The sequence below is a fragment of the Microlunatus sp. GCM10028923 genome, from assembly GCF_042666975.1.
Classification (GTDB): domain Bacteria; phylum Actinomycetota; class Actinomycetes; order Propionibacteriales; family Propionibacteriaceae; genus Microlunatus.
Genome location: NZ_JBHTFF010000007.1, coordinates 167,270 through 191,092, shown reverse-complemented (window position 1 = coordinate 191,092; position 23,823 = coordinate 167,270). Strand labels below are relative to the sequence as shown.

Here is a 23,823-nt window from a genome sequence, read left to right as displayed (position 1 = left end):
TAGATTGGCGGCATGCTCGATGCCGTTGATCATGCCCGGGACCTGGCCGACTTCCTTGCAGCGTCCCCGTCCTCGTTCCATGCGGCCGAGGAGGGGGCGCGGCGGCTGGAGGCGGCCGGGTTCACCCGGCAGCTGGAGTCCGAGCCGTGGCGCAACGATCCCGGCGGCCGGTTCCTGGTCCGCGACGGGGCGTTGCTGGCCTGGCGGGTGCCGGCGGCGGCCGGGCCGACGAGTCCGTACCGGATCATCGGGTCGCACACCGACTCGACCACCTTCAAGCTGAAGCCGAACCCGGACTTCGCCAGCGACGGCTGGGGGCAGGTCGGGGTGGAGGTGTACGGCGGCCCGCTGCTCAACTCCTGGCTCGATCGCGAGCTCGGCCTGGCCGGCCGGCTGGTGCTCGCCGACGGCACCGTGCGGCTGGTCCGGACCGGGCCGATCATGCGGATCCCTCAGCTGGCCATCCATCTCGACCGCTCGGTCAACGACGAGGGTGTCCGGCTCGGCCGGCAGCAGCACACCGCTCCGGTCTGGCTGGTCGGCGGCGAGCGCCGGTCGATCCTTGATCATCTGGCCGGCCTGGCCGGGGTCGCGGCGACGGACCTCGCCGGCTACGACGTCCTGGCCTACGACACCGCGGCGCCGGCGATCTTCGGCATCGATGATCAGTTCCTGGCCGCCAGCCGGCTGGACAACCTGAGCAGCGTGCACGCCTCGATCACGTCCTTGATCAACTCCGAACCCGGCGACACGATCACCATGCTGGCCGCATTCGATCATGAGGAGATCGGCAGCGGGTCCCGGTCCGGTGCGGCCGGGCCGCTGCTGTCCGACGCGCTGGAACGGATCTCGGCCGCGCTCGGTGCCGGCACCGACGAGCGGCACCGGGCCCTGGCGGAGTCGTACTGCCTGTCCGCCGACACCGGTCACGCCGTCCACCCGAACTATCCCGGTCGGCACGACCCGGTGAACCGTCCGCTGCTCGGTCGCGGCCCGCTGCTCAAGATCAACGCCAACCAGCGGTACGCCACCGACGCCCGCGGGACCGCCGTCTGGCAGACCGCCTGCCGGGCCGCGGGGGTGACGAGTCAGGAGTTCGTCTCCAACAACGACGTGCCGTGCGGGTCGACGATCGGTCCGCTGACCGCGACCCGGATCGGGATCACCACTGTCGACGTCGGCGCGCCGATCCTGTCGATGCACTCGGCCAGGGAACTGGCCGGCGTGGACGACCTGCGCGGCCTGACGCTGGCGATGCAGGCCTTCCTCGCCGGCTGACCTGTGCGGAGCCTGTGAATCCCGGCCCTGGGGAACAGGGCCAGCAGGTCATGAGTTGGGCCAGGTGATTGCAGCTTCAATTACCTGGAGGAAACGTATGAAGGCACAGCGGACCGCTCGCTCGGATCTCGGCCTGCTCATCGCCCGGATCGGCCTCGGCGTCGTGATGATCGCGCACGGCTGGCAGAAGTACGCCCAGAACGGGATCGAGGGCACCACCGAGGGCTTCCGGCAGATGGGCGTCCCGTTCGCCGAGCTGGCCGGACCCGGCGTCACGGCGCTGGAGATCTTCGGCGGCGCGGCGATCATCCTCGGCCTGCTGACCCCGCTCGTCGCGCTCGCGAACGCGGCGACCATGATCGGCGCCGCCGTGCTGGTCCACGCGCCGAACGGCTTCTACGCCGGCAATGGCGGGTACGAGTTCGTCGGCCTGCTCGCCGTGCTGAGCCTCGGTCTGGCCGTGGCCGGAGCCGGCCGGTACAGCCTCGATCACCTGCTGGTCGGGCGGCGCCGCGAACGGGTCGCCGCCGCTCAGACCGCCGCCGTACCCTCCTGAACGGCTAGCCGGAGAGGTCGTCGGACCGCCCGGCCTCGAGCCGGGACCAGTGCGCGATCGGGCGGCCGTTGCTGCGGAGGTTGCTGCCGCCGCCCTCCTGCCACCAGCCGCGGGGCCAGTCGGCGGGGGAGTCCTCCCACGGCTCCTGCCGGCCGAACACGGTGAGGTCGAGCAGCGCATAGCTGTTGTCCATCGCCTCGACTCCGCGCAGCGTGGTCCAGTACGTCTCGTACACCCGATCGCCCTGGCGGACGTAGCAGATCAGGTACATCATCCCGACCTGCCGGTCGGCCAGCAGCGCGTCGACCGCGGGTGACTGCACGCCGTACCAGGGCATCTGCCAGCCCAGGAAGTCGTGGTAGCGGGCACTCTCCTCGTACGGTCCCTGGCTGAATACCGCGAACGTCGCGTCGCGGGAGTGCAGGTAGCTCAGCTCGCCGACCTGGCTGGTGTAGAACGTGCAGCCCTCGCACTGGCCGGCCGCCGGGTGCCCCGGGTGCCACATGAAGTAGTACGCGATCAGCTGGCAGCGGCCCTCGAAGGCGTCCAGCAGGGTGACCGGGCCGGACGGTCCGGTCAGGGTGATGCCGGGCTCGACCTCGACCATCGGCAACCGCCGCCGGGCCGCCGCGATCGCGTCACCCTCGCGGGTGTGCGCCTTCTCCCAGAGCCGCAACCGATCGACCTCGGCCTGGTAGGCGGTCCGGTCGGCGATCGGCGGCAGGTTCGTGATCATGGAATCCTCCTGGTTCGGTGGTGACAGCCCACCGACGAACGGCGGAGACCCAAGATCGACATCGCCACCGGGGAGATTCTCAGAGTTCCGCGAGTCGCCCGGTCAGGTAGCGGCGGTCGGCCTCGGTCGGGGCCAGCTGCAGGGCCTCCCGGTACGCCGTCTCGGCCTCGGCTGTCCGGCCGGCCCGGCGGAGCAGGTCGGCCCGGGTCGCCGGCAGCAGGTGGTAGCCGCCGAGCTTGCCGGACGCCGCGAGCTCGTCCACCAGGGCCAGGCCGGCGGGGATCCCGTCCGACATCGCGACCGCGACCGCCCGGTTGAGTTCGACCACCGGCGAGGGCGCGATCCGTCCCAGCTCCCGGTAGAGGGCGGCGATCTGCGGCCAGTCCGTGCTCTGCGGGTCGGGCGCCGTGGCATGGCAGGCGGCGATCGCGGCCTGCAGTTGATACGGCCCGCGGCGGCGCAACGGCAGGGCCCGGTCGAGCACGGCGACGCCCTCGTCGATCATGGTCCGGTCCCACCGGCTCCGGTCCTGCTGCTCCAGCGTGATCAACACCCCGTCGTCGGTCCGGGTCGACCGCCGCGCCTCGTGCAGCAGCAGCAGCGCGAGCAGGCCGAGCGGCTCGGGCTCGCTGGGCATCAGCCCGGCCAGCACCCGGGCCAGGTGGATCGCCTCCGTGGTCAGGGCACGACTCCCGTCCGGCTCGTCGTACCCCTGGTTGAAGATCAGGTACAGGACCGCGAGCACGGCGGTGAGCCGTTCCGGGAGCAGGTCGGCGGGCGGCACCCGGTAGGGGATCCCGGCCTCGGTGATCTTGCGCTTGGCCCGGACCAGCCGCTGCGCCATGGCCGGCTCGGCGGTCAGGAACGCCTTCGCGATCTCGGCCGTGCTGAGCCCGGTCAGCGTCCGCAGCGTCAGCGCGACCCGTGCCTCGAAGGGCAGCGCCGGATGGCAGCAGGTGAAGATCAACTGCAGTCGCTCGTCGGGGATCTCGGCCGGCGCGGTCGGATCGCGGGACAGTACTGCCAGCTGCCGCAGCTTGGTCCGGCCCACCGTGTCCCGGCGCAGCCGGTCGGTGGCCCGGTTGCGGGCCGTCGTGGTCAGCCAGGCGCCCGGCCGCTGGGGGATGCCGTCCCGCGGCCAGGACGTCAACGCCGCCGCGAACGCCTCCTGCGCGCAGTCCTCGGCGAGATCCCAGTCCCGGGTGAGGCCGATCAACGTGGCGACGATCTGACCCCACTCGTCCCGGTACGCCGCCGCGACCGCGGCCTGGACCTCGGCTTCGGTCATTCCCAGACCGGTCGGATCTCGATGCTGCCCCACAGGGCGTACGGGTGGCCCTTGGCGATCTCGATGGCCTCGTCGAGGTCGGCGCAGTCGAGCACCACGAAGCCGCCGACGAAGTCCTTGGTCTCCGCGAACGGCCCGTCCGAGACCAGCGTCTCGCCGTCCCGGACCCGTACCGTCGTCGCGTCGACCACCGGGCGCAGCCGGGCCCCGAACACCTCCACCCCGCGGCGTTCCAGGTCCGCCGCCCAGGCCTGGTGCACCGGGTCGGCGTCCAGCTCCTCGTTGCTGGGCGAAGCTGTCTCGTCGTCGCAGATCAGCAGCACGTACTTCATGGGTGACAGTCTGGCACTACGGACTGACAGGACGGAGGGTGCCGGCACGGTCCCGCGGCGACACGTGGGGTCACGGAATGATCATGGACTACTGGCCGGCCGGAGTGTAGATCAGTTCGAGGACTCCGCTGGGGAATGCGGTGCTCTTGACCAAGTGCAGTTTGACTGCCGCGTCCAGTTCGGGAACCAGTGCGGCGCCCGTGCCGGTGATCGCGGGGAGGACCCACAAACGGTACTCGTCGACCACGCCGAGCTTGATCAACGACTGCAGGAACGCGGTACCGCCGGCGGCGACGAGATCCTTGCCGGGTTCGGCCTTCAGCTTGGCGATCTCCTCGGCCGTGTCGCCACCGGCGATCCTGGTCTCGGGCCACCGGTCGGCGGACTTGAGGGTGCGGGAGAACACGACCTTCGGGATCTCGTTCATCGCCTGGGCCGACGGGTGGTCGGAGGTGGGCCAGTAGTCGGCCATGCTCTCCCAGGTGTTACGGCCCATCAGAAAGGCGCCCGCGGTCCAGAGTTGTTCGACGAAGTACTTCTCCTGCTCCGGGTCGTCGATCCCCGTCATGACGTCGCGGATCCCGTTGTCGCCGTCGGCGCTCTTGCCGTCGAGCGAAACATAGAAGCCGAGAATCAATTTCCGCATGTCCAGTCCTCCAGGTTCGACGAGTTGATCTCAAGGTGGACAGACTCGCCCGATCGCGCAAACTCATCGCTGCCGGCGAAAAGCGTGCGCAACCGTACGGGGCTGCATGCTCTACTGGGTCGGTGCGGACTTCCATGCGGCATCGGATTGATCAGTTCTGGGGCGAGGTGTTCGGCGGGTCGACCGGCGCCGCCGTGATCGTCGAGCATCGGGACGCGTTGCTCGGCTATGCCGGGATCTACTGTGTGGTCAGGGATTCCTGGGTGTTCGTGTCGGCGCCGGGGCCCATGATCGAGAACGTACGCGCGCTCGACCTCGACCCGGTCACCGCGCAGCAGCCGGACTGGTGGGCCGAGCGGATTCCAGGGTGGTCCGTGCTCGGGCCGAGCGTGCACGCCTTCGCCGACGAGATCACAGACGTGAGTGCACCGGGCGTGTTGATCAAGGCAGCCGGTGAAGATGATCTTGCCGAGCTGCGGGGTTCGGTGCCGGTCGAGGAGTGGGCCGAGTCGGGGTTCGCAGGGGACGACGTGGCCGACGCGTGGGTGGCGGTCGGGCCGGACGGCCGGGCGGTGGCCGGGGCCAACCTGACGCCTTTCGAAGGGGTGCCGGCCGATGTGGGCGTACTGTCTGTGCCGGCCGTACGGGGCCGCGGGATCGCGTCGGCCGTGGCGGCGGTGGCGAGCCGAACCGCCGTCGAGCAGCACGGGATCGCCCGGTGGCGGGTGCTGGTCGGCAACCGGGCGTCCCGGCGGATCGCGGCGCGGCTCGGGTTCGAGGAGGACTGCCGTCAGCTCGCCGTCCGGCCGCCCGACTGAACGTGAGGCGAGGTGACAGACAGCCGAATCCACCACCGATATCTCGAGACCGGTCCGCCTGCGGCGTGGGCGCGATCGAGAGCCGCGGTCGAGATCCGGGTATCGTGCGCCCGTGGCACTCACCATCGGCATCGTCGGACTCCCCAACGCGGGCAAGTCGACCCTGTTCAACGCGCTCACCCGTAACAACGTCCTGGCGGCGAACTACCCGTTCGCCACCATCGAGCCGAACGTCGGCGTGGTCGGCGTGCCCGATCCGCGGCTCGCGGAGCTGGCCAAGCTGTTCGACTCCGAGAAGATCATTCCGGCGACGGTGAGCTTCGTCGACATCGCCGGCATCGTCCGCGGCGCCAGCCAGGGCGAGGGGATGGGCAACGCGTTCCTGGCCCATATCCGCGAGGCCGACGCGATCTGCCAGGTGACCCGGGCCTTCCGCGACGTCGATGTGACCCATGTCGACGGCGAGGTCAACCCCGCCTCCGACATCGAGACCATCACCACCGAGTTGATCTTGGCCGACCTCGCCACCGTCGAGCGCGCGCTGCCCCGGCTGGAGAAGGAAGCCCGGATCAACAAGGACAAGCAGGCCTCCGTCGCCGCGCTCAAGCAGGCCCAGGAGGTGCTCGACTCCGGCAAGACGGTCTACGCCTCCGGAATCGATCGCGAACCGCTGCGCGAGCTGTTCCTGCTCACCGCCAAGCCCTTCCTGTACGTGTTCAACTGCGACACCGACGAGCTGGCCGACGAGGACCTGAAGAAGCGGCTGCGCGACATCGTCGCCCCGGCCGAGGCGATCTTCCTGGACGCCAAGATCGAGTCCGAGCTGGTCGAGATGGAGCCCGACGAAGCCGCGGAATTCCTGGCCGAGATGGGCATCGACGAGCCCGGCCTGGACAACCTCGCCCGCGTCGGCTTCGACACCCTCGGCCTGCAGACCTATCTGACTGCCGGGCCGAAGGAGGCCCGCGCCTGGACGATCCCGAAGGGCGCCCTGGCCCCGCAGGCCGCCGGCGTGATCCACACCGACTTCGAGAAGGGCTTCATCAAGGCCGAGGTGATCTCCTTCGACGACCTCGTCGAGGCCGGCACCATGGTCGCCGCCCGCTCGAAGGGCAAGGTCCGGATCGAGGGCAAGGACTACGTGATGGCCGACGGCGACGTGGTCGAGTTCCGCTTCAACGTGTGACCGAGCGCCAGGGTCCTTGCGTGCATGGTGATATCCATCGGCCGCGCGCCCCGCGGGGGTAGCGTCGGGACATGGATCGGGTTCGTATCAACGGCCTGGATCTCTCTTACCGTCGCGCTGGTGAGGGGTCGCCGCTCGTGCTTGTCCATGGAGCCGCCGACGACAGCCGGGTGTGGACGCCTCAGCTGGACGACCTCTCGGATGAGTTCACGGTCATCGCGTGGGATGAACCAGGCGCGGGGCAATCGGCGGACGTGCCGGACGAGTTTCAACTGACTGACTACGCAGATAGCCTCGCCGGTCTCATCTGTGAGCTCGATCTTGGTCCAGTTCATCTCGCTGGCTTGTCCTGGGGCGGCACTGTCGTCCTCGAGCTCTATCGCCGACATCCTGAGCTCTTCCGGACGTTGATCCTTGCCGACACCTACGCGGGTTGGAAGGGATCGTTGCCTGCCGATGACGTCTTGTCACGCGTGGTGGGTGTGCGAGCGATGCTCGCAGACCCACCGCAGGTGTTTGATCCCACGCTTCCCGGGCTCTTCGCTGCCGGACCTCCGGCGCGGTTCATGCCGCTGCTCCGAGACGTTTCCGCCGATGTCAGACCTCACAGCATGCGAGTAGCGCTCGAAATCATGGCAGCGGCAGACCTTTCGCGTGTGCTGCCGACAGTCGCAGTTCGCACCTTGCTGATTTGGGGACAACTTGACGCCCGCTCCCCGTTGACTGTGGCGCGAGAGTTCGAGCGCCAGATTCCCGGTGCGCAGCTTTCGGTCATTCCGGGTTGCGGGCATGTCAGCAATCTGGACGCACCAGACCAGTTCACCTCGCTGGTTCGGAAGTTCTGTCGCGACAACGACGGCGCTGTGTCGCATGGGTGTGACGTTGTTTGACAAGGTGGCGTGGCGGATCGTTGAAGCCCTCGCGGCCTACGTGGGCGCTCAGTCGTCGACGGACTTGCTCGATGCGTGCGCGAGCCGGGTCACGAGATCATCCGGGATCGGCTTGCGCGGGGTGAAGGTGATGCCGGTCTTGCTCGCTTTGAGGCCCGCGGCCGCGATCTCTTCGGCATGAGCTGAGATCGCCGGGGCGAGAACGTACAGCCCGACCTGCTTGCTGAACGCCGCGTAGCTCGCCACAACCGTGCCACGGATCCTGAACCCCGGCATGTCGTACGCGGTCATCTCCTCTGCCTCCGGGAGAGCCTTGCGCAGGAGGTCCCGGAGGTGGTTGAGGACCGGGCGGAACACCTCCGGCGCAGCCGCGATGTAGGAGTCGTGATCAGCGATGGTCGCCACGTCAATGCCTTCCTCTCGGTTGAGGAAACTCTAGCTACGTCCTCAGCCGGTTCCAGAACGACCAAGATCATCTCTTCGTTCCTGAGCGAAGCGGGCTGAGGTCCGCCCGCGCCGCCATCACCAGCGTGAAGAGAACCAAACCCAGATAGATCAGCTCGGCCACGATGCCTCCTTCTCCTGACGCTGAGCCAGCAACTGATCGATCTTCTTGTTCAGGCCTGCGATCTCGGCGCGCAGATCGGCCGCCTGTTCCTTCTCGGTGATCGTGATCTTCTCCACGAGCCAGGACGCCAGCGTCGCCGTCACCAGGCCCAGCAGGGTGATCCCGCCGACCATCAACGCGGCCGCGGCTAGCCGGCCGGCGTCTGTGGTCGGGTAGCGGTCGCCGTATCCGACTGTGGACATCGTGGTGAGGGCCCACCACAAGGCGTCGGCGAAGTTGGTGATGTTCGCGTCCGTACTTTCTCGTTCGGCATCCAGTACGGCGAGTGCACCGCAGAACGCCAACAAGGACGAGCCGCCGGCCACGTACACCGCAATCCGACCACGAAGCCCTGTCGATGCCTTACGGTTCAGGACCTCCAGCAAAGACACCAGGCGCAGCAGCCGGAGCGGTCGGAGCAGTGGCAGGGCGATGATCAACAAGTCGTACCAGTGCTTCACCGCGTACCGCTTCCGGTCTTCTGCCAGGACCAGCCGGGCGACGTAGTCAACCGCGAACAGCGCCCACGTTGCCCAGGAGATCCACTGGAACACCTCGACCCAGAACGGGCCGATCTCCGGCCGGATGATCGGCACGGCGTAGGCGACCAGGAATGCGACAGCTGCGGCCATCAGTGGCCACTCGGTGATCCGCTCCCACCGTTCGGTCAGCGACGGCTGAGGCGATCGATTCAGCTCCATGATCGTCTTCCTCAGTCAGCCCTGCGCCAGCGCAGCCGATCGTCCTCGTCCGTGGTCTTGCACTCCATGGGGACGCCCCTCTTGCTCACGCCTTCGGCGCCTGCCGAGCCACAGAACGATCCCGGGTGAACCACCTGCGGCCCGGACTCCTCCTCCTCGTCTTCCTCGTCCTCGTCGTCGTAGCGCGGCTCCTCGGTCTCCTCAGGCTCCGGCTCCTCGGTGCGTTCAGGTTTCGGCTCTTCGGTCTTCTTCGGCTTCGGCGCGGGCTCGTCGGTGGATTTGTCCCGGGTAGGAGGAGTGATCACCTTCTGGGCGGGCGGCTTCTCGTCCACGCAACTGGTCAGGACCCGGGACATCGCATCCCGCTCGGCGGCGGTGACCCACAGCTCAAACTCGTGCTTGACCGCGATCTGCCAGGCGACATAGGTGCACTGGTCGATCGCCGGTAGCCACGTCGCCGCGTCGCTGTCGCTCTTGCTCGCGTTCGACGACTTCGTGACCGTCCGGAGGTTCAGGAACGAGTTCGCGAACTTCTCGCGCTTCGTCTCGGACCACTGCTGTGCGCCCTTCTGCCAGGCGTCCGACAGCGACACGACATGATCGATCTCGACCCTGTCGGCCTGGCCCTTCTTGAAGGCCATCACGACACCCGAGTACGGATCGTCGAGGGCTCCGGCGATCACCACGCAGCCATCGGTCTTGGTCTTGGTGACGAGATCCCTCAGATCTCGCCGCAGCACGTCGTCGCGCTGCCCACAGCCGTTCCGGTCGAGGTCCTTCCACCGCTGCCCGTACTCGTCCCGGTCGTACCCGGTCTTCGGGGCACGGCCCTTGATCTTCAGCTCGCCCAGCAGTGCCGAGGCTGTGCCTGGCTTGGCCGCAGGCTTGGTCGGCGTTGGCGCCGGAGTCGGAGTAGAGGTCGGAGTCGGGGTTGCCGACGGCGTGGGCGTTGGGGTCGGGGTCGACTCGGCTGGGGGCGTCTCAACAGGCGCGGCAGCTTCCGAGGTGACCGGGGCGGGTCCAGCCGTCACCGGGGTGGTCGCCGCAGAAATGCCGGTCATGATCATCGCGGTCACGAGTAGTGCCGCGATCGGAGTTCCCACAGCGAGCAGGACCCTGCTGGTCCTCTTCTTCGTCGCGGCTCTCGTGTCGGCGTTCTGCCGGAGGTGGTTGGTCCATCGGGTCCCGTCGAAGTACCGCTCCATCCCGGGGCGGTCAGGGTCGGGATTCCAGCCAGGTTGGGTAGGGTTAAGCACGATCAATCGACTCGCTTTTAGTCGGTTGGTGGAGCCCACCCGCAGCCAGATCTGGGGGTGGGTTACCTCGCCTGGATGGGTTGCAGCCCACCAGGCGAGGGTCTTCTACAGGGTTGTGTTCTGGGTGCGCCGAGATCCGGCGACTTGCTTCGCGTCCCCTTGAAGCTTCAACAGGGTAAGCCTGGCCTCGGGCTAAGAAGTCGAAACCGGGTAAGTCTGCTTCGAACTGAGGACTTAAGTCCCAGGCGGCCCAAGCAAGGCTGTTCCTATGGCGATCGCATGCCTGTGCCTCGAGGTTCCCGCGCCGAGGGCAGCGATGACGATGATCACCGCGAAGAAGCCGGCGATCATCAGGATCACCGCACGATGCCCCGTGGGGTTAGGAAGGCACGGCTCCCGTCGACGCTGCCGCGAGTACGGCGTTCAGTCGCGCCTGGATCGTCTCAGCCATGATCGTGATCTCCCGCTCGCGGATTCCGTGCTTCCGCGCGGCGTCGCGCCAACCGGCCAGTGCTCCAGCAACGCGGGTCATCCGTTCGCGGGCCTGCGCAGGGGAGAGGCTGCATTCCTCGGCGAGGGCCAGCAAGGCCTCGGCCTCGTCGGGCTGCGCGTCGGCTCCCATGATCGAGGTCGACCTCGCCCGCCACGGGTCCGGGCTCGGGTTCACGTCGAAGACGGGGCTGAGGGTCCACGAGCCGCGGTCCGCGAGGAAGCCGTGGTTGCGCAGGTGGTCGTCGGTGTTGCCGAGGGCGACGCTCGCGACGACGCGGTCGAAGAGCTCATGGTGATCCTGCCTCGGCGACCGGGAGAGATCCCGCATCGCCTCGGCGATCTCGGCGTAGTCGCGATGCTCGCCGTCGGACGCGCCCAGCGCTGTCATGGCGCTGATGTAGCCGATCCGATCGCCGGAGTCCGTGCGGTCGAACCGCCGCAGGATGAACACGCTGCGGGCTCCCACCTGGGTGAGTCTCCTGTGGGGCGTCCGGATACCTGCGCTCTCGAAAAGATCCAGCGTTGTCGCCTCCCACGCCATCACGTCCCACTGGTCGCTGCTGTGCGGGAACTTTGCAATCGCCAGGGAGCCATCTTCCAGGCGTACCGAGGCCTTGGGGCGTGCGCCGCCCAGGCCTGTCGTGCCTGTGTCCAGTAGCTGCTTGACGGCTCTGGCGGGCTCCTCGTCCGAGGCCAACTCGTCGGAGGCTCGCAGCAGTTCGGGCAGCGACATGAGCCGCGGCACCCGCGAGGGCTTCCCAAGGAATTCCTCGTGGCCGGGCAGTCGGAAGCGCAGTGCGCCTTGGCGGGTGTCGTCGCTGACGCCGAGCAGGAAGTCGAGATCGTCAAGCGACCTGGGCGCCTGGCCTTCCTCGCGGGCACGAATGCGTTCGGCCTTTTCGATGAGGTTGCGTCCCCATCGGTCAGGTGCACTATCGGCGAAGGCCCGCACGAGCCCGCCCTGATGCTGCGCGCCGGAGACGAGGGGCAGGGCGGGGTCGATGCTCGTGCCGTTGTTGGCGAGGTAGCCCGGGTCGTAGAGGAACGTCGTGGATATCTGGCCCCTCGTTCGGGTGAAGTGAGCCTGGCCGGCCAGCCGAGGGCGACCCTCCGAGTCGACGAGGACCTCGACGGTGGTCATCGCGCACGCTTCTTCGTCAGGTTCCCGGCCCGCAGTCGACCGACGTCGCTGTTGAGCGGATCGACGGCCGCGACGGTCTGATCGAGCACGCCGAGGGCGCGGAGCACCTGGGCGACGCTGCGAAAGTTCACGCTGGGGTCGCCGGACTCGATCTTGCGCAGCGTGTCGCGGGTGATGCCGGCGCGCTCGGCCACCTGCTGTGCCGTCAGGCCCAGCACCATGCGCCAGCCGTGCACATGCTCGCCGAACGCGATGAGCTGCCTGTCGATCCGGTATCCGGCCATGGCGCATCCTCCTTCACTATGACGAACATACCAGGCATATCTCGTGGTAATGGCGACGGATATCGCCATAGGATTCCTGGCTCAGGCGATCAGGAGGTGCCTCGACAGGAACTCGTAGGCGTGCTCTCGGGCGCTCCGGGGGAAGTCGTGCCGGCCCGGCCGGACCTCCACCGTGACCCAGTCGACTCCCATGGTTCCGAGATTCCGGGCGATGTCCTCGGCGCCGCGACTCCAGCGGTCGTCATCCGTGGCCATGATCAAGGTGCGACATTGGTCGCTCACCGCGAGGACGTCTTCGACGTCGTACCTGGCGGCAAATCCGGGTACGACGAGTTCGGCCTGCATCCCGGTGTCGCGGGTGAAGGAATCGCGGTACGGGATGCAGCCGCAGTTCGACACGCTCGCTGTGATGCGCGGGTCCCAGGCGGGAGCCCACATGGCCATCCGCCCGCCGTAGGAGTGCCCGATGAAGCCGATCCGGGAGGCGTTGGCTTCCGGCAGGGTCGAGGCGTAGTCGAGCGCCACGCTGATCTCCCGGAGGCAGTCGCCGAGCAGGCTGCGGCCCATCACGAGGCGGGTCGACAGTTCGAACCAGGTGATGTTCTCGCCGTCGGTCCAGTTCCGGTCCTCGAACCCGATGGCGTCCGGGGCGATGGTGACGAAGCCGCGTTGCGCCAACTCGGCGGCATAGGCCTGGTCCGGATCGCCGCGCAGGCCGCAGACCTCGCTCTTGCCGAGGTCGAACTGGCCCGCGTGCTGGTGGTGGCAGAAGATGATCGGCGCCGGCCCGCTCAGTTCCGTGGGTACGCAGACGAAGACCGAGGCGCGTTCGGAACCGATCGGGTACGTGACGTGCCGCCGTACGTAGCCGTCTTCCTGACTCTCGCCCTCGATCCTGGCGTCGAGAGGCCGGGGATCGTGAGTGCCACCGAGCAACTCGTGCAGCGCGGCGCGGTCGAGTGCTCTCCCTCGCTTCGTGATCATGGCCGGAACCCTATGCCTGCTCGACCGAGCGGATCGGGGTCAGGTGGGTGGGCGCAGGGCCGCGGTGAGCTTGATCATCGCGGAGGACGCGGAGTCGCTGGCCGTCGGACCCAGGGCGGCGAGGCTGGCCAGGAGAGCGGCGATTTCGGGGAAGTCGAGGTCGATGGGTACGGGAGCCGGGCCGTGGTCGAGTTGCGCGCCGCCGCCGCGGCCGGGCGTCAGGGTGATCGGGACGCCGGAGTGGCGGAGGCGTTCGAGGTCGCGGGCGATGGTGCGCTCGGAGACGCCGAGGTCGAGCGCGAGCCGGCCGATGGTGAGGGGCTCCGGTGTCGCATGCAGCCGTTCGATCAGGTACTGCTGTCGCTCCACGCGGCGCAAGGTCAGGTGACTCTCGCGCGAGGCCGCGGCAGCCTTCCCGACGGACCGGTTCACGATCTCATGAAACCATGACACCGGCGTGTCCTGGTATCTCCGTAGCGTTGGCCTCATGAACGACAACAGCATCGCCCGCGAGTTCTTCGACACCTACGCCCGTGCCCTGCTCGACCGCGACGCGCACGCGGTCGCGGAGCTCTACGCGGTGCCTGCGCTGATCGAGTTTCCCGATCAGGCCATCGCCGTGTCCGACGCCGGTCAGACCGCGGAGTTCTTCGCCGGTGCCTTCGGTCAGTACAGCGAGGTCACCGACGCCGACGCCGCAGTGACGGTCGTGGCCGCGACGAGTCACAGCATCTGGGCCGACGTCGCCTGGGACCATCATGGCGGCGCGCCGGACGAGCGGAACATGTACCAGCTCGTCCGTACCGGCGAGGGCTGGCGGATCGCCGTCCTGACTCCCTTGGAACAGTGACCGCGGCTGATCCGGTTCCCGAGCCCGGGGCGGCCGTCGTGAGGTCGTACAGTGTCGGAACCCGGTCGGCCACTGACGCGAGAGGTGAATCCGTGAGTCCTGTGGGGCTGTCCCGATGAGCGAAGTCGTGTTCGCTCGGGCCGGCTGGATTCCTCGGGTGGTTCGCGAGGGTGATCAACTCCGGGTCGAGCTCGGTGCCGGGGCCGACGCGCTGCACGATCCGCGTACGTTCAGCTTTCCGATCACCGCGGAGCACCTCGAGGTGATCAAGAACGACCTGACCCGGCACCTGCTGTTGTGGTCCGCGATCCTGCCGCTGTGCGACGCGGCCGGGATCGCGAGGCCGCTCGACGAAGCGGCGGCCGTCGCGCTGCTGGACCCGATCCTGCTCGGTACGCCGGCCGAGGTCGAGGCGTTGTTCCGCAACGTCCGCTGGGAACGGCGGCAGCTCATCGCCAACGGCGCGGACATTGCTCGGCTCGAAACGGGAGAGCTCTTCGTGGCCCTGCGCTCAGCCACCGAGCACTCGGACTGGAAGCGGGTTCACGCCTACACGGCGAATCGCCAGCGTGCCCGGCGTGCGGTACGGCTGACCCCGCTCGACGAAGCACTGCTCAAATACACGGGCCGCTACCTGCATGGCGGGAAGGCTCCGACCCGGGAACCCGAGGCCGTGGATCCCGAACTGCTCCCCGAAGTCATGCGGGTGATCGCGACCGCAGAGCAGGCGTGCGCGGGGATGCGACTCTCGGCCGGATGGCCGGACGGTGAACGTACGCCGGAGAAGAAGCGCGAGTGGCAACGGATCGAGCAGACGGTGCACCGTGCCGTTCGCCGTGCCCACCCGAAACTAGCCGAAGAGGCCGTGAGCACCGTGAGCTTCCTGATGTGCTCGGAGGCCGCCGACCGGGCCCGTCAGCGCAACGGATGATCACCGCGGCAGGGCGGCCCTGGTCAACTGCTCGGACACCTGCCAGAGGCGAGTCGCGTCCGCGGTGCTGCGCAGCCGGGAATACAGGGCCTGCTCGGCGGGCGGGCCACCCAGATGCCGGAACCCGCTCGGCCCGTAGAGGGCGCCGCCCCGCGCCTCGGGAGACGTCGCGGCCAGCAGGGCGGGCAGTTTCGCGGACTCGACGGTTCCGAAGATGAGGCCTCGCGCGGACAGCGTCTTGATCACTCGCCGGAGCGGGGTCTCCTGGGCTCGGCCCAGCTCGGGCCGCGCGGCGAGCAGGTTCGTCGGGGCGACCCCGGGATGCGAGAGGTTGCTCGTGAGGCCCCAGTCGTTCTGCCGGCTCCGTCGGTCGAGTTCGACCCCGAAGAGCCCGAGGGCGATCTTGGACTGGCTGTAGGCGTGCCGGCCGTTGTACGACCGTTCCCAGTTGAGGTCGTCCCAGTTGATCGAGTGCTGGTTCGCGTCGATGCTGATCTGCGAGGTGATCCGGGCACGGCCGGCGCGGAGCAGCGGAAGAAGCCAGGACACCAGGGCGAAGTGGCCGAGGTGATTGGTGCCGAACTGCAGTTCGAAGCCGTCGGCGGTGGTCTGTCGCTCGGGTGGCGTCATGACCCCGGCGTTGTTGATCAAGATGTGGATCGGCAGACCCTCGTCGACCAGGGTCCGGCCCAGGGCTGCGACCGAATCGAGGGAGGACAGGTCGAGCGCGTGCAGCGACAGGTCCGCGTCCGGGGTCTGCTCCCTGATCTTGGTCAGCGCCGCTTCGCCCTTGCGTTGATTGCGTACGGGCAGCAGGACGTGGGCCCCGGCGGCCGCGAGGCGGGTCGCGATCCCGAGCCCCATGCCGTCGCTGGCCCCGGTGACGACGGCTCGCTGTCCGTGCAGGTCGGGGAGGGTGATGTCGTGTTCTCTGCGTGCCATCGGATGTCCGTTCCTCAAGAGGGCAAGGGATTGCTGCGGATTCGTCTGGTCAGGCCGGAGCGCCGCCGCTGACCAGCAGATGCTGGCCGCTGATCCAGCGGGCGAGCGGGCCGGCGAAGTACTCGGCGGCATCGGCGACGTCCTCGACCGTTCCGAATCGGCCCTCGAGCGGGCGGCCCGACTTGAGTAGGGCCCGCATCGGATGGTCCTCGGGCACTTCGGTGAACACGCCCGCACCCTCGATCGCGGTCGGGATGATCGAGTTCACCGTGATGCCACGCGCGCCGACCTCGAGCGCGAGGACCTCGACGGCGTAGCGGGCGGCCATCTTGCTCGACCCGTACAGGCCGACGCCGGGCTGGACCATGGCCGTGGTGCTGGAGCCGATGTTGATGATCCGGCCGTGGTCGGCGACGTGGCGAGCGGCCTTCTGCAGGGTGAAGAAGGCGCCCTTGGCGTTGATCGCGAAGAGCCGGTCGAACTGTTCTTCGGTCGCCTCCAGGATCGGCTGGTCGACGAGCTCCACGCCGGCGTTGGCGACGACGATGTCCAGCTTCTCGAACGCGTCGAGGGACTGCTGGAACAGGCCTTCCAGGGCGTTGAGATCGGATACGTCGGCCTGGATCGCGACGGCCTCCGCGCCGAGGGCCTGGATCTCCTTGACCGTGGTCTGCGCCGCCTCCTCGCTGCTGGCGTAGTTGATGATCACGCGAGCCCCGAGCGCTGCGTACCGCAGGGCGATGGCCCGCCCGATACCGCGGGCCGAGCCGGTGACGAGCGCGGTCTTGCCGTGAAGATCGGTCATGGTTGACTCCTGGTTCGGTGTTCTCGACTCTTGGATCGAGGATAATCAGACATGTGCCGGATTGCACGTACGGACTCGCTGCACCTGAGGAGTGTCATGACGAAGGCGCCACGACGCGGCCCCGGCCGGCCCGCGGCCGACGAGGCGGTGTTGCAGTCGGAGGAGGTGCTGCAGCGTGCCCTGGAAGCCTTTGCCGACCAGGGCTACGAGGCGGTGTCAATCCGGCGGCTGAGCACCGAGCTGGGCATGGGGCACACCTTCATCTCGGATCGCTACGGCTCCAAGGAGTCGTTGTGGAAGGCCGTCGTGGGCTATGCGATGGAGCAGTCCCTCCCGTCGGTGGCCGCCGAACTCGCCGACGTCGGCCGGGACGATCTGGAACGGCTGGTCGCCTCGGTCCGCGCCCTGCACCGTGCGGCGGCGGAGTCCTCCCACTTCGCTCGCCTCCTTGATCAGGAGGCGCGGGTCGAGTCGGCGCGGCTGGACTACCTGCACGGCCTGCTCGTCCCGGTGAACGCGACGATCAAGGAACTCTTCGACCGGCTGGTGGCCGATGGCAGGCTCCGGCCCATGCCCTGGTACCTGTTCTACTTCCTCACCACCGCGCCCACCAGCCTGTACAGCCAACCGCCGCTGGCCCGTCTGATGGGCCGACCGGATGACGCCGACGACCACGACCTGATGACCGAACTGGTCCTGGGCGGGCTGCTCAGCCGAGAGCCCGCCTGACCAGTCCGGCCGACCTGGACCCTTGACCTGGAGTGCACTCCAGGTGGCAGGCTGCTGGGATGAATGACGAGACGTGCGGAGTGGCGGAGCTCGAGCCCGGCACGGACGGCCCGCTGTCGATCGGGCAGGTCGCGGCGCGGACCGGATTGTCCATCGACACCCTGCGCTGGTACGAACGCGAGGGCCTGCTCGACCAGGTGTCGCGGGACGGCGCGGGCCGGCGGCAGTTCGGGACCCGGGACCTGCGGCGGCTGGTGTTGTTGATCAGATTGCGGGCGACCGGGATGCCGGTGGCCGAGATGAAGCGATACGCGGACCTGATGCGGGTCGGGCCGTCGACCGACCTGGACCGGGCCCTGCTGCTGGAGGCGCACCGGGACCGGGTGGCGGCCCACATCGCCGACCTGCAACGGGATCTGGAGTTGATCAACCGCAAGATCACCTCGTACCGCGGTGCCCTTGCCGTGACGGAGGCGTAGCGATCCGCGGCGGTGGATCAGAGGCTGCGCTGATACCGGGGCAGCGCGTGGCCCGGTTTACGACGCGTACGGGAAGTCGGCCGTCGACCAGCCGCGCGGCTGGCTGTGGTCGGTGTAGCCCGCGACGCCGACCCGGCCGTTGACCGAGGTGCCGATGACCTTTCCCTGGCCGAGGCTGATCGCGACATGACCGGAGCCGCGGGAGTTGTGGTACCAGACCAGCGCGCCCCGCGGCGGAACGCCCTGATGCAGCAACCCTCGAGAGGCGAAGTAGTCGCCACCAATCTCGGCCGTGGCCCAACCGGACCCGTTCAGCCAGCCGTAGCGGTTTCGGACGAAGACGAGGCACTGGTCCTCCCAGGCAGTGCTGCCCAGGAGTTCGAAGGCCCGGCTGATCGCCCAGTCCGCCGTGTAGGGATTCTCTCGAGTCGAAGGGGGGACCCCGTCGCAGCGATCGACGACGTAGCCGGGGTCCTGACCGGTACGGACCTCCACGTCCGGCAGCCAGTAGCCACCCGACGTGAAGTCCCAGATGTCGTTGGTGCCGCGCGGTCCGGTGCGCAACTCACCCGCGGTCTGGCAGAGGATCGTGACGTGCGTGCCGGCCGTCAGAGTGCCGATCCGGTGGTACTTCGAGTGCGGCGCCGCACGCTTGATCACCAGCCCGTCGCCATCCTGCGCGACAACCCCGGTGATGCTGGTGGGCAGGGCGGCGGCGGGCGCGGCTGCCACGACATTGACGCCGGTCGCGATGGCCAGGGCAAGAGCCGCGACGACGGCGGTGGCGCACCTGGAACGTGGCCCGGCGCTACGCGAGGGAGATGTGGTCCGCATACGCGCGAATCTAGGCTTCGCTTGCGTTCGCCGGCCAACCTTTCGGTGAACTCGGTCAAATCCGGCCAGGGGGCGGTCTTGGTGCCCGGGAGATCCGGGGTCGATGATCAGCGGGCCCGGCTAGGGTGGCGAGCGAAGGCGATCATGAGCGAAGGAGTGCCGCTGTGGCTGATCAAGGTCCGGACCGGGCTGCGCTGGAGGGTACGGTCGCGGCCTGCCGGGAGCTGATCGAGCGGCGGTTCCCGGGTGATGATCATCAGGGTGCGGCCGCGGTGCTGCTCGGGGACGGGACGGTCCTGACCGGGACCAGCCCGGACGTCGTCAACCCGAGCACGGTGGTCTGCCACGAGCTGGAGCCGTACTGCGCGGCGTACCGGCTCGATCAGCGGATCGTCGCGTCGGTCTGCCTGCACCGCGATCCGGACCGCGGCTTCGTCGTGCTCAGCCCGTGCGGGATCTGCCGGGAACGGCTGGCCGGGTACGGGCCGGACGTGCTGGCCGCGGTCGCTGACGCGGTCGACCCGACCGTGCTGCGCTGGTTGCCGCTGCGCGACCTGCTGCCGCACTACTGGCTGACGGCGTTCCCCGGCGAGACGGAGGCGTGGCGCGCCTGAGCCAGCGTGACCAGCGTGTGCAAGATCAACGTCGCGGCCAGCACCGCCGCGGCGACGACCAGCAGTCCGCCCGGTTGGACGCCCGCGGTGAGGGCGACGCCGCCCAGGCCGCCGCCGAGGGCCGAGCCGAGCGAGATCGCGCTGCCGTTCAGGGCCATCACGATCGCCGCCGATTCCGGGGCCATCGAGGCCAGCCGGGCCTGTTGCGGCACCGCGGCGCCACCGTTGCCGACGCCGGCCAGGAAGAACCAGACCAGACCGAGCACCGCGATCACGGCGAGCGGGGCGAAGGCGAAGGTGACGGCGCCCAGCACGCTGTTCAGGAACAGTCCGGCCAGAATGATGCTGAGCACCCGGACCGCGCCGAACCGGTCCGCCAGCCGGCCGGTGAAGGTGTTGCCGACCAGGCTGGCCAGGCCGTAGCCGAACATGATCAGGATGATCATCCAGCCGGCCGGGTGGCTCGGTCCCAAGATCAGGACCGCGTACGTGAAGCAGGTGTAGCTGGCGCACAGGATCCCGGTGCTGACCAGCAACCCGGAGACCAGCCGGACCTGGCGCAGCGGACGCAGCCGCTGGGCCAGGGTGCTGGCCGGCAGTTCCAGGTGCGGGAGCTTGATCAGGATCCCGACCAGGGCGATCGCGCCGACGACCGAGACCATGATCAACGGGAACCGCCAGCTGGACTGGCCGAGCACCAGCCCGACCGGTACGCCGAGCGCGGTCGCGGTCATCCAGCCGCCGAGCACGAACGAGAGCGCCTTGCCGCGGTGCCGTTCCGGGACCAGGTGGATCACGTACCCGGAGATCGCGGCGTTCATCAGGCTCGCCCCGAGCGCGGCGACGACCCGCCCGCTGAGGGCGATCGGATAGTTCGGCGCCACCGCGGTGAGCAGGTTGCCGATCACGAAGACGGCCAGCGACAGGCCGATCGTGCGGCGCCGTTCCCAGCCGCTGGTCGCGGCGCCGAGCACCGGCGCGGCCAGGGCCGAGGTCAGCGCGAAGATCGAGACCAGCTGGCCGGCGAGGGCCTCGGTGACGGTCAGTTCGCCGGCGATGGTCGGCAACAGCCCGGCCAGCACGTAGCCGTCGATGCCGGTGGAGAACGTCGCGACGGCGAGCCAGATCAGCGCATGGTAGGGCAGCGCACCCTTGGTCGTCATGATCGTCAGCGAGCCAGAAGTTCGGACAGGAAGGCGATCGCCGCCGGGTACGCGTCGGCCCGGTTGGCCCGCTTGGCCAGCCCGTGCCCTTCGTCGGCGTACACCTTGAGCTCGTTCCGGATGCCCCGCTCGTCCAGGGCCGCGGCGATCTGCTCGGCCTCGGACAGCGGCACCCGCGGATCGTTCGCGCCGTGGATGATGAACAGCGGGCTGGTGAGTTGATCAAGGTACGTGATCGGCGAGGCCTTGATCAGGAACTCCCGATCGGTGTCCAGCCGGCCGTACTCGCGCTCCCGGTACGCCCGCCGGTAGTCCGAGGTGTTCTCCAGGAAGGTGATCAAGGACGAGATGCCGACGATGTCGACGCCGGCCGCCCACAGCGTGGGCTGCATGGTGACCCCGGCGAGCACCATGTAGCCGCCGTAGGAGCCGCCCCAGAGCGCACTGCGATCCTGATCGAGCTCCAGGTCCGGCAACCAGGCGTGCAACGCGCCCAGGTCGGCCACCGAATCCAGCCGCAGCTCGACGTCGTCCAGGCTCACCCAGCGCTTGCCGTACCCGTCGGAGCCGCGCACGTTCGGCACCAGCACGGTCAGGCCGACCGCGGTCAGTGCCTGGATGACCGGGCTGAAGATCCGCATCGCCAGGCTCTCCGGGCCGCCGTGGATGTGCACCACCGAGGCCCCGGCCAGCTTCGGATCGGCGCCGGCGGGCGGCCGGTGGACGAAGCAGGGCACCTGCTCGCCGTCGGCGGTCGGCACCCGGTGGATGCTCGGCGGGGACAGCTCGAGGTCTGCCGGCAGCTGGGCCCGGCCGTCGATGATCAAGGTCGTCGCGCCGGTCCTGGCATCCACCCGGAAGATCGAGCCGGGGTCGGTCGGCGAGCTGACCTGCATCGCGAACGCCGACGAGTCGGGCGCCCAGACGATGGTGGGGATGCCGTCCTCCGGCGTCGTCACGTCGGCCCGGTGGGTGCCGTCGGCGTCGTGGACGCTGATCGTGACCGCCCCATCGACCAGGTGCCCGACCGCGAGCGCCGTACCGTCCGGCGAGACGTCCACCAGCAGATCATGATCGTCGGCGGCGACCAGGTGCTGCCAGGCCGTGCCGTCCAGGGACACCCGGACCACGGCGTTGAACTCGCGATCATGGTTGGAGCTCATGATCAGGGCGTCGTCGCCGGCGGCCCAGGCCAGGTGCCCGTGGTGGGCGTGCTCGTCGGGGTCGGTGACCGGGCCGGACTCGGCGCCGGCCAGGAAGACCGCCGTGCTGGCCGGCCGCAGCGAGAGCGTGCTGACGGCGACACTGCGCTGGTCATGCGACGCGACGACGGTCGCGACGTAGCCGCCGCCGTCGTACAAGATCGTTTCGGTGCCGTCGGCCAGGTCGCGGACGATCACGTCCATGTCGACCCCGTTGCGGCGGTTGGTCGAGTAGATCACCGCGGTGTCGGTGACGTCCTGCAGGACGTGCATGTAGTCCGGGTCGTTGACCAGCGGCGTCAGCTCGTCCAGCCGGTACGGGTCCCGGCCCGGCTCGACGGTCAGCAGCGAGAGCTGCATCCGCTCGTCGCCGTCGGTGTCGTGCTGCACCACCACCTGGCGCGGCGAGGAGCCGGGCAGATAGCGGCCCGAGCACCGGGACGGCAGGTCGGTCAGCGGGGTCCGGCTGCCGTCCGGCGCCAGCTCGACCAGCTGGAGGCTGCCCGGCGCGTCGTTGCCGGCCAGGATCCGGCCGTCCGGATCGATGTCGAAGACCTGCCAGGCCTGCAGGTCGAGCAGCGCGGTGATGATCGACTGGGGATCGCGTGTCACACGATTAACCTAGCGCCCCTAGCCTGGCCGGATGACCGTGACCCTGAACGAGAAGGTCCGTGCGCTGGTCGACGGACGCAACTACGCCGTGCTGGCTACGGTGAATCCGGACGGAGCGCCGCAGACCTCGCCGATGTGGATCGACCGGGACGGCGACGACGTGCTGTTCTGTACGGTCGCCGGCCGGCAGAAGGACCGCAACCTGCGCCGCGACCCGCGGGTCAGCATCACGATCTTCGACCTGGCCGATCCGGAGCACTACGCCGAAATCCGCGGCACCGCGACGATCACCGAGGAGGGCGGATTCGCCTTCGACGACAAGCTTTCCTGGAAGTACGACGGCAAGCCGAAGGACCCCGACCCGGAGGGCTTCGTCCGGGTGATCGTCCGGGTCACGCCGACCCGGGTCACCGGCTACGCGGCCCGATGATCATGGTCCTCACTCGGGATAGGCGGCCGGTTCGGTCGCCGGGTCGCCGTCGGTGGCGGCGGCCAGCCGGGGCACCGCGATGTCGAGCAGGAACGGCAGGCTGAGCGGCGAGTTGAAGCCGAGGGCGGCCGCGAAGTCGTCGTCGAAGGCGCCGAGCCCGACGTAGCGGCCCTCCTTGACGACCTTCAGCTGCTGGACCAGGTCGCGCTTCAGGTCGGCCTCGGCGACGCCCTCGCCGAGCAGCACGTCGCGGTCGAGCGTGTCCAACTTCTCGTAGCTGATCTCGCCGCCCTTCGGGTCCAGCTCGAAGCCGAGCTCGGTCAGCCAGCCGGTGCGGTAGTCGTCGGTGCCGAGGCTGTAGAACCCGGCCGCGCTGGAACCGAGCAGGAACCCGGCCCGCTTCCCGGCGAACTCGGGGTGCTCGCTGATCGCCGCTTCGAAGGCGGCCTTGGTCTCCGCGATGATCTTGGTCGCCTGCTCGGTCCGGCCGAGGGCCCGGCCGGTCTGCTCGGTCTGCTGGTCCCACGGCGTCGCGCCCTCGGCGTAGTCGGCGGTCTGCGCGACGGTCGGGGCGATGCCGTTGAGCAGGCCGTACGCCTCGTCGTCGATGTAGGAGTTGATGCCGAGGATCAGGTCGGGCTCCAGCTTCGCGATCGCCTCCAGGTCGAGGTCCTGGCTGCCGACGGTGGGCAGTTGCTTGCCCCGGACACCCTCGGGAGCCCACGGCCGGTCGGGCGCCGGGTAGCCCAGGAACTCCCGTACCCCGACCGGCTCGACGCCGACCGCGAGGGCGAAGTCCTGGTCGTTGAACCCGACCGTGACGACCCGCTGCGGCCGCGCCTCGATCGTCGTCGTACCGAACTTGTGCGTCATGGTCACCGGGAAGGCGCCGTCGTCGCTCGCCGCCGGCGCGCTGCCGGTGTCGGTGGGGCCGGCGGTGGTCGCGGCGCAGGCCGGTACGGCCAGCAGGGCGAGGACGGTGAGCAGCAGAACTGTGAGGCTGCGAGCAGAATGCATGTTGCTAAGGCTAACCTAAG

The 23,823-nt window shown here is 68.9% G+C and carries 28 protein-coding genes and 1 pseudogene; 11 read left to right on the top strand and 18 right to left on the bottom strand.

Going from position 1 to position 23,823, the window contains the following annotated elements:
* The first annotated feature begins 12 nt into the window (after window positions 1-12).
* The gene (locus tag ACFQU4_RS18675) at window positions 13-1,278 is read left to right on the top strand and encodes a M18 family aminopeptidase (protein WP_377494600.1); all 1,266 of its coding nucleotides are present in this window, start codon (window positions 13-15) and stop codon (window positions 1,276-1,278) included.
* A 97-nt stretch (window positions 1,279-1,375) separates the two neighbouring features.
* Window positions 1,376-1,834, top strand: a complete 459-nt coding sequence (locus ACFQU4_RS18670; protein WP_377494598.1) for a DoxX family protein — start codon at window positions 1,376-1,378, stop codon at window positions 1,832-1,834.
* A 4-nt stretch (window positions 1,835-1,838) separates the two neighbouring features.
* On the opposite strand, the gene ACFQU4_RS18665 is transcribed toward ACFQU4_RS18670, so the two are convergent.
* The 4 genes from ACFQU4_RS18665 to ACFQU4_RS18650 all read right to left on the bottom strand — a co-directional run bounded on the left by ACFQU4_RS18665 (window position 1,839) and on the right by ACFQU4_RS18650 (window position 4,836).
* Window positions 1,839-2,570 carry a DUF899 family protein gene (locus ACFQU4_RS18665; protein WP_377494596.1) on the bottom strand — a complete coding sequence of 244 codons (732 nt, stop codon included), beginning with the start codon at window positions 2,568-2,570 and terminating at the stop codon, window positions 1,839-1,841.
* Between the two features lie 79 nt (window positions 2,571-2,649).
* Window positions 2,650-3,858 carry an RNA polymerase sigma factor gene (locus ACFQU4_RS18660; RefSeq protein WP_377494594.1) on the bottom strand — a complete coding sequence of 403 codons (1,209 nt, stop codon included), beginning with the start codon at window positions 3,856-3,858 and terminating at the stop codon, window positions 2,650-2,652.
* Window positions 3,855-4,190, bottom strand: coding sequence for a YciI family protein (locus ACFQU4_RS18655; protein WP_377494592.1), 336 nt, complete (start codon window positions 4,188-4,190; stop codon window positions 3,855-3,857). Before ACFQU4_RS18655 ends, ACFQU4_RS18660 begins: the two co-directional genes overlap by 4 nt.
* 88 nt (window positions 4,191-4,278) lie before the next feature.
* The gene (locus tag ACFQU4_RS18650) at window positions 4,279-4,836 is read right to left on the bottom strand and encodes a dihydrofolate reductase family protein (protein ID WP_377494590.1); all 558 of its coding nucleotides are present in this window, start codon (window positions 4,834-4,836) and stop codon (window positions 4,279-4,281) included.
* Window positions 4,837-4,970: 134 nt separating this feature from the next.
* Here ACFQU4_RS18650 and ACFQU4_RS18645 point away from each other — a divergent pair, with 134 nt between their 5' ends.
* From ACFQU4_RS18645 to ACFQU4_RS18635, 3 genes are all read left to right on the top strand, one after another.
* Window positions 4,971-5,654 (top strand): GNAT family N-acetyltransferase, encoded by a 684-nt coding sequence (locus tag ACFQU4_RS18645; protein WP_377494588.1) that lies wholly within the window; start codon window positions 4,971-4,973, stop codon window positions 5,652-5,654.
* A 112-nt stretch (window positions 5,655-5,766) separates the two neighbouring features.
* Window positions 5,767-6,840: a redox-regulated ATPase YchF gene (ychF, locus tag ACFQU4_RS18640; protein ID WP_377494586.1), complete on the top strand. Its 1,074-nt coding sequence runs from the start codon at window positions 5,767-5,769 to the stop codon at window positions 6,838-6,840.
* Window positions 6,841-6,911: 71 nt separating this feature from the next.
* Entirely contained in the window at window positions 6,912-7,730 is an 819-nt protein-coding gene (locus ACFQU4_RS18635; protein ID WP_377494584.1) for an alpha/beta fold hydrolase, read from the top strand.
* Between the two features lie 48 nt (window positions 7,731-7,778).
* Here the strand turns inward: ACFQU4_RS18635 and ACFQU4_RS18630 are convergent, their stop codons facing one another.
* The 8 genes and pseudogenes from ACFQU4_RS18630 to ACFQU4_RS18595 all read right to left on the bottom strand — a co-directional run bounded on the left by ACFQU4_RS18630 (window position 7,779) and on the right by ACFQU4_RS18595 (window position 13,627).
* Window positions 7,779-8,087, bottom strand: a complete 309-nt coding sequence (locus ACFQU4_RS18630; protein WP_377495160.1) for an iron chaperone — start codon at window positions 8,085-8,087, stop codon at window positions 7,779-7,781.
* 198 nt (window positions 8,088-8,285) lie between these two features.
* Window positions 8,286-9,038: an ion channel gene (locus tag ACFQU4_RS18625; protein ID WP_377494582.1), complete on the bottom strand. Its 753-nt coding sequence runs from the start codon at window positions 9,036-9,038 to the stop codon at window positions 8,286-8,288.
* An 11-nt stretch (window positions 9,039-9,049) separates the two neighbouring features.
* The gene (locus ACFQU4_RS18620) at window positions 9,050-10,105 is read right to left on the bottom strand and encodes an HNH endonuclease family protein (protein ID WP_377495158.1); all 1,056 of its coding nucleotides are present in this window, start codon (window positions 10,103-10,105) and stop codon (window positions 9,050-9,052) included.
* A 90-nt stretch (window positions 10,106-10,195) separates the two neighbouring features.
* Window positions 10,196-10,294 (bottom strand): annotated as a pseudogene (locus ACFQU4_RS18615) (DUF2510 domain-containing protein); the annotation flags it as partial.
* 379 nt (window positions 10,295-10,673) lie between these two features.
* On the bottom strand, window positions 10,674-11,927 hold the full coding sequence (locus tag ACFQU4_RS18610) for a type II toxin-antitoxin system HipA family toxin (RefSeq protein ID WP_377494580.1): 1,254 nt from the start codon (window positions 11,925-11,927) through the stop codon (window positions 10,674-10,676).
* Complete coding sequence (locus tag ACFQU4_RS18605) at window positions 11,924-12,211, bottom strand: helix-turn-helix domain-containing protein (RefSeq protein ID WP_377494578.1); 288 nt, start codon at window positions 12,209-12,211, stop codon at window positions 11,924-11,926. The genes ACFQU4_RS18610 and ACFQU4_RS18605 overlap by 4 nt, the downstream gene beginning before the upstream one ends.
* 81 nt (window positions 12,212-12,292) lie before the next feature.
* A complete protein-coding gene (locus tag ACFQU4_RS18600; RefSeq protein ID WP_377494576.1) occupies window positions 12,293-13,195 on the bottom strand; it encodes a dienelactone hydrolase family protein in 903 nt (300 codons plus the stop codon).
* Window positions 13,196-13,234: 39 nt separating this feature from the next.
* Complete coding sequence (locus ACFQU4_RS18595) at window positions 13,235-13,627, bottom strand: helix-turn-helix transcriptional regulator (protein ID WP_377494574.1); 393 nt, start codon at window positions 13,625-13,627, stop codon at window positions 13,235-13,237.
* A 55-nt stretch (window positions 13,628-13,682) separates the two neighbouring features.
* Here ACFQU4_RS18595 and ACFQU4_RS18590 point away from each other — a divergent pair, with 55 nt between their 5' ends.
* Complete coding sequence (locus tag ACFQU4_RS18590; RefSeq protein WP_377494572.1) at window positions 13,683-14,045, top strand: hypothetical protein; 363 nt, start codon at window positions 13,683-13,685, stop codon at window positions 14,043-14,045.
* A 115-nt stretch (window positions 14,046-14,160) separates the two neighbouring features.
* Window positions 14,161-14,976, top strand: a complete 816-nt coding sequence (locus tag ACFQU4_RS18585) for a DUF6357 family protein (protein WP_377494570.1) — start codon at window positions 14,161-14,163, stop codon at window positions 14,974-14,976.
* On the opposite strand, the gene ACFQU4_RS18580 is transcribed toward ACFQU4_RS18585, so the two are convergent.
* Together ACFQU4_RS18580 and ACFQU4_RS18575 are read right to left on the bottom strand one after the other, a co-directional pair.
* Window positions 14,977-15,918 carry an SDR family oxidoreductase gene (locus tag ACFQU4_RS18580; protein WP_377494568.1) on the bottom strand — a complete coding sequence of 314 codons (942 nt, stop codon included), beginning with the start codon at window positions 15,916-15,918 and terminating at the stop codon, window positions 14,977-14,979.
* Window positions 15,919-15,967: 49 nt separating this feature from the next.
* On the bottom strand, window positions 15,968-16,723 hold the full coding sequence (locus ACFQU4_RS18575; RefSeq protein ID WP_377494566.1) for an SDR family NAD(P)-dependent oxidoreductase: 756 nt from the start codon (window positions 16,721-16,723) through the stop codon (window positions 15,968-15,970).
* A 96-nt stretch (window positions 16,724-16,819) separates the two neighbouring features.
* On the opposite strand from ACFQU4_RS18575, the gene ACFQU4_RS18570 reads away from it, so the two are divergent.
* A complete protein-coding gene (locus ACFQU4_RS18570) occupies window positions 16,820-17,452 on the top strand; it encodes a TetR/AcrR family transcriptional regulator (protein WP_377494564.1) in 633 nt (210 codons plus the stop codon).
* Between the two features lie 59 nt (window positions 17,453-17,511).
* Window positions 17,512-17,931 (top strand): MerR family transcriptional regulator, encoded by a 420-nt coding sequence (locus ACFQU4_RS18565; protein ID WP_377494562.1) that lies wholly within the window; start codon window positions 17,512-17,514, stop codon window positions 17,929-17,931.
* A 57-nt stretch (window positions 17,932-17,988) separates the two neighbouring features.
* Here ACFQU4_RS18565 and ACFQU4_RS18560 read toward each other — a convergent pair whose 3' ends face one another.
* Window positions 17,989-18,765 carry a hypothetical protein gene (locus ACFQU4_RS18560; RefSeq protein ID WP_377494560.1) on the bottom strand — a complete coding sequence of 259 codons (777 nt, stop codon included), beginning with the start codon at window positions 18,763-18,765 and terminating at the stop codon, window positions 17,989-17,991.
* Window positions 18,766-18,929: 164 nt separating this feature from the next.
* On the opposite strand from ACFQU4_RS18560, the gene ACFQU4_RS18555 reads away from it, so the two are divergent.
* Entirely contained in the window at window positions 18,930-19,379 is a 450-nt protein-coding gene (locus ACFQU4_RS18555) for a cytidine deaminase (protein ID WP_377494558.1), read from the top strand.
* On the opposite strand, the gene ACFQU4_RS18550 is transcribed toward ACFQU4_RS18555, so the two are convergent.
* Window positions 19,331-20,542 carry an MFS transporter gene (locus tag ACFQU4_RS18550; protein ID WP_377494556.1) on the bottom strand — a complete coding sequence of 404 codons (1,212 nt, stop codon included), beginning with the start codon at window positions 20,540-20,542 and terminating at the stop codon, window positions 19,331-19,333. The genes ACFQU4_RS18555 and ACFQU4_RS18550 overlap by 49 nt on opposite strands.
* A 5-nt stretch (window positions 20,543-20,547) precedes the next feature.
* The gene (locus tag ACFQU4_RS18545) at window positions 20,548-22,356 is read right to left on the bottom strand and encodes a S9 family peptidase (RefSeq protein WP_377494554.1); all 1,809 of its coding nucleotides are present in this window, start codon (window positions 22,354-22,356) and stop codon (window positions 20,548-20,550) included.
* Window positions 22,357-22,387: 31 nt separating this feature from the next.
* Here ACFQU4_RS18545 and ACFQU4_RS18540 point away from each other — a divergent pair, with 31 nt between their 5' ends.
* Window positions 22,388-22,786, top strand: a complete 399-nt coding sequence (locus tag ACFQU4_RS18540) for a PPOX class F420-dependent oxidoreductase (protein ID WP_377494552.1) — start codon at window positions 22,388-22,390, stop codon at window positions 22,784-22,786.
* A gap of 9 nt (window positions 22,787-22,795) precedes the next feature.
* Here the strand turns inward: ACFQU4_RS18540 and ACFQU4_RS18535 are convergent, their stop codons facing one another.
* Window positions 22,796-23,803, bottom strand: a complete 1,008-nt coding sequence (locus tag ACFQU4_RS18535) for an ABC transporter substrate-binding protein (protein WP_377494550.1) — start codon at window positions 23,801-23,803, stop codon at window positions 22,796-22,798.
* Between the last annotated feature and the right edge of the window lie 20 nt (window positions 23,804-23,823).